Source organism: Flavobacterium sp. (assembly GCF_029242675.1).
Lineage (GTDB): Bacteria > Bacteroidota > Bacteroidia > Flavobacteriales > Flavobacteriaceae > Flavobacterium.
The window spans coordinates 1-3,338 of the sequence record NZ_JAQWTM010000364.1 but is presented as its reverse complement, the minus strand read 5'-3'; the positions used below and the strand labels follow the sequence as shown (position 1 = coordinate 3,338).

The 3,338-nt window shown below is 35.0% G+C and carries 4 protein-coding genes; 1 reads left to right on the top strand and 3 read right to left on the bottom strand.

Annotation, left to right across the window (positions count from 1 at the left end; translation table 11 throughout):
- Nucleotides 1-269: insulinase family protein (locus P8M54_RS13425; protein ID WP_300288453.1), on the bottom strand; the 269-nt coding region annotated here is incomplete at its 3' end.
- A gap of 200 nt (nt 270-469) precedes the next feature.
- Here P8M54_RS13425 and P8M54_RS13420 point away from each other — a divergent pair.
- On the top strand, nt 470-907 hold the full coding sequence (locus P8M54_RS13420; protein WP_300288452.1) for a hypothetical protein: 438 nt from the start codon (nt 470-472) through the stop codon (nt 905-907).
- A 92-nt stretch (nt 908-999) separates the two neighbouring features.
- Here P8M54_RS13420 and P8M54_RS13415 read toward each other — a convergent pair whose 3' ends face one another.
- Nucleotides 1,000-2,064, bottom strand: a complete 1,065-nt coding sequence (locus P8M54_RS13415; RefSeq protein WP_300288451.1) for a hypothetical protein — start codon at nt 2,062-2,064, stop codon at nt 1,000-1,002.
- A 367-nt stretch (nt 2,065-2,431) separates the two neighbouring features.
- On the bottom strand, nt 2,432-3,338 hold a 907-nt coding region (locus P8M54_RS13410), incomplete at its 5' end, for a peptidylprolyl isomerase (RefSeq protein ID WP_300288450.1).

The following is a 3,338-nucleotide window of genomic DNA, read 5'->3' as shown; positions in this document are numbered from 1 at the left end:
AAAAATAGTAAATGTTCAAATAAATGGGCAAAGCCCGTACGGCCTTCTTTTTCTCTAGCGGATCCCACATGACTGGTTAAGGCTACGGCTACAACAGGATCTGATCGATCGATATGAAAAATGACATTCAAGCCGTTGTCAAGCGTAAATTGTTCAAAAGCTACTTTAAACTCGGGAGCTTTTGTAGTTTTAGATTGTTTTTGGGCTTGACCCAAAATTGTAAACAATAGAACAAAGGGAATAATAAGGAGAAACTTTTTAGTAATCATATTGCAGTTAGTTTGGCTTTTAGTGTAAATTTTTCAATGAATTTTTGGAAAGACTAAGTTACTTAATTTTTATGGTAAGTTTGCTTTTATAAAGGGATCTCTGTTGATAAATTAGTATGGTTAACTAGCTTTGTATTTTTGGTTGAGAAATAGCGTATTCTTTGTGAAAACTTTGCGAACTTTGTCAAAAACACATACGGATGAAAATAAATTTGAAAAACGGAATTGATAAGCTCATTTTCGGGATGAAACAAAAAGATGTTACTGCTATTTACGGTAAACCCGATAGAAATTATAAAGACGAAGATGATAATGTTATTTATGCTTACAATAAGCTTAAAATACGTTTGACTTTTTATCAAGAAGAAGATTTGAAATTAGGTTATATGGTAGCTTCAAGCCCTGATTTAGATTTATTTGGTTCTAAAGTAATCGGTAGGAAGATTGCTGATGTCAAGAAAGAGCTTACTGCCAAGGGAATCACGAAGTTTACTCAAGAGGAGTTTGATACTTTTGAGAATTATTTTAATGAGGAAAATTGGATCATTTTACAAACAGAATTTGAAGAAATAGTAAAATTTGAAATTGGTGCTATTATCAATCAAAAAGACGAATTCGACTGGAAATTTAAAAGTTAATTTTATTGCTATTCAATTTTATACATTGTACAAACCCCGACTGCCTGTTAGCGTCGGGGTTTTTTGGTATTATAAGGTAGCTATTTTGATAGTTATTCTAATGCAGTAAGTGCTTTGGAGTTTCTAGTGATCAATACATATTGAAAATAGGAGGTGGTATTTTGACCTGCTCTTGGATTGATTGTTTCAGCAAAGGCTCTTGATTGTATCGTGATGAGCTTTTGTGACTCTAAGTAAGGAGTTTTTTTACTATTTATTTTAAAAATCGTGTTGGTGTTTTCAGGACTTAGTTCTTTTAAATCATTGATTCCTTTTACTAGCATCAATGGACCATCAGCGTTCATCCAAGTTAGTTTTTCGTCAGGAGGAGAAGGATAGCTTGGGTTCTTTGGTAAATACATTTCACTGTCTATTGGGAAACTCACAATCGTCGTGACTTTCGTACCTGTTTGTTTTAATTGAGTTGCAAAAGGGATATTGTCAGAAGTTGTGGCGTTTTGTAATGTATGATAAAATCCAAATAGACCGTAGCACTTTTCATTGTTGAGATGCAGCTTTTTCATGTAGTTTTGAAAATTTAGCAGCATTGCCTGTTCGCGTCTAATTGCAGTAGTATAGTCATCACTGTTTTTGTCTATTCCTAACACGGTTATTTTTAGGGAATCAGCAAGCTTTTGATTGTAGTCATAAATTAAACTCCATTTAGTGTATAATTCAGCGCTCGATTGCTGTGGGATGCGAGCACCAACTGATTTGACTACGTTTTTCAATACTGTAGCGTCTTTTAGGCTCTTATTATTTAGATATTTGGTAAGTTGGTTGGCTGTGATGCTATCCATTTCAGCGATATAATATTTAACTCCTATTTTTTTATTCAAGAATAAGAAGAGTTGTCTATCGGCAATTTGATTGGCTGCGAAGCCGTGTATTTCTCCCAATAGGAAAACCTCGGATTTATAAAAATCAGCATCAAATAGAGTGGTGTCAATTGTACTATTGTTTAATTCAACTTTATTAGCTGTTAAATAATCTATAGTTGTCTGGTCTTTCGATTCTAAAAATGAAACGGAACTGAGGTATAAGTAGAAGAGGGTTACTAGTACTAAGGTGATAAGGAGACCGAATGTGATTTTCAAGAAGGTAAATATTTTTTTCATTTGATTTAATTTTGATTCAAATGTATTCTGTTTCTATTATTGATTCTTTTTTTTATTACTGAACTGTTGAATCGCTGAGATGAATCGTAGTTATTGGCTTGCGAGTACGTACCAACTAAGTAAAATTTGAGAATGATTAAAAAGTGGTAGTCCTGATGGTACGTAGTAGTTCTGTTTTTGCGTAAGGGATAGAAGCGACATCTCTCCTTGCGGAAACGAGACCACAGTCGAAGGTGTAGTAAGGAGAATACAGCGGAAAGCCCGACCTTTACAATCTTGATTTTTTATTCAAGATTGCAAAGGGTACGCCCAAAAAAAATACCCCAACTCGCAGTTGCAAATTGGGGTAGATTGGGAAATATTGTATTTACTTAGTTGGAATTTTTTCGAACATTTCAATTTCAAAAATTAAGGTAGCATTGGGCGGAATAACGCCTCCCGCACCTCTTTCTCCGTAACCTAAAGCAGGTGGTAAAAATAGGATTGCTTTGTCACCGTAATTGATCAAACTTAGTCCTTCGATAAAACCAGGAATCATTCCGTCTTTTTTACCCGCTTGAAAAGGAAATGGGTTGTAGCCGTTTTGTTTCGCTCTGTTAGGGTCGTAGGTACCGTATTCTTTGCATACATCCTCATAGCTACTGTCAAAAAGAGTTCCGTCTTCAAAATAACCTGCATAGTGAAAATAGAAAGTAGCACCATCAACCGGTTTTATTCCAGTTCCTGTTTTTACTATTTTATAAGTTAATCCAGAAGGAGTTGTCGTTGCCGATGCTTTCATTTCATTGAAATAAGCAAGTTTTTTAGCAATTACCTGTGCATATTTTGCCTTTTCTGCTTTTTCTGCTTCGGCAGCAAGGGCTGCTTGTTTTTTGGCATCCTCCTCTTTATTGTTATAGTAATCAGAAAATACTTTTGCTGCGTCAAATTTCTTTGCGAGTGCACCTTTTCGGGTGATGATTACTTTAATCATTTCATCACCTTGCACAATACTATTTACCACATTCATTCCCGAAGTCACATGACCAAATATAGTATGTTTACCATTTAACCAAGGTGTGTCTTTATGAGTTATAAAAAACTGACTTGCATTAGTGGCAGGTCCAGAGTTAGCCATGGCTAAAATTCCACCTTGATCAAACTTTAGATCAGGAACGAACTCATCTTTAAATGCATATCCTGTTCCTCCTGCACCAGAGCCCGTTGGGTCACCTGTTTGAATCATAAAATTATCGATTACGCGATGAAATTTTAATCCATCATAAAATGGTTTC

Excerpts from the sequence above, each read along its gene's own strand:
- P8M54_RS13420 (WP_300288452.1), top strand. The coding sequence starts at position 470 with ATGAAAATAAATTTGAAAAACGGAATTGATAAGCTCATTTTCGGGATG.
- P8M54_RS13415 (WP_300288451.1), bottom strand. The coding sequence starts at position 2,064 with ATGAAAAAAATATTTACCTTCTTGAAAATCACATTCGGTCTCCTTATC.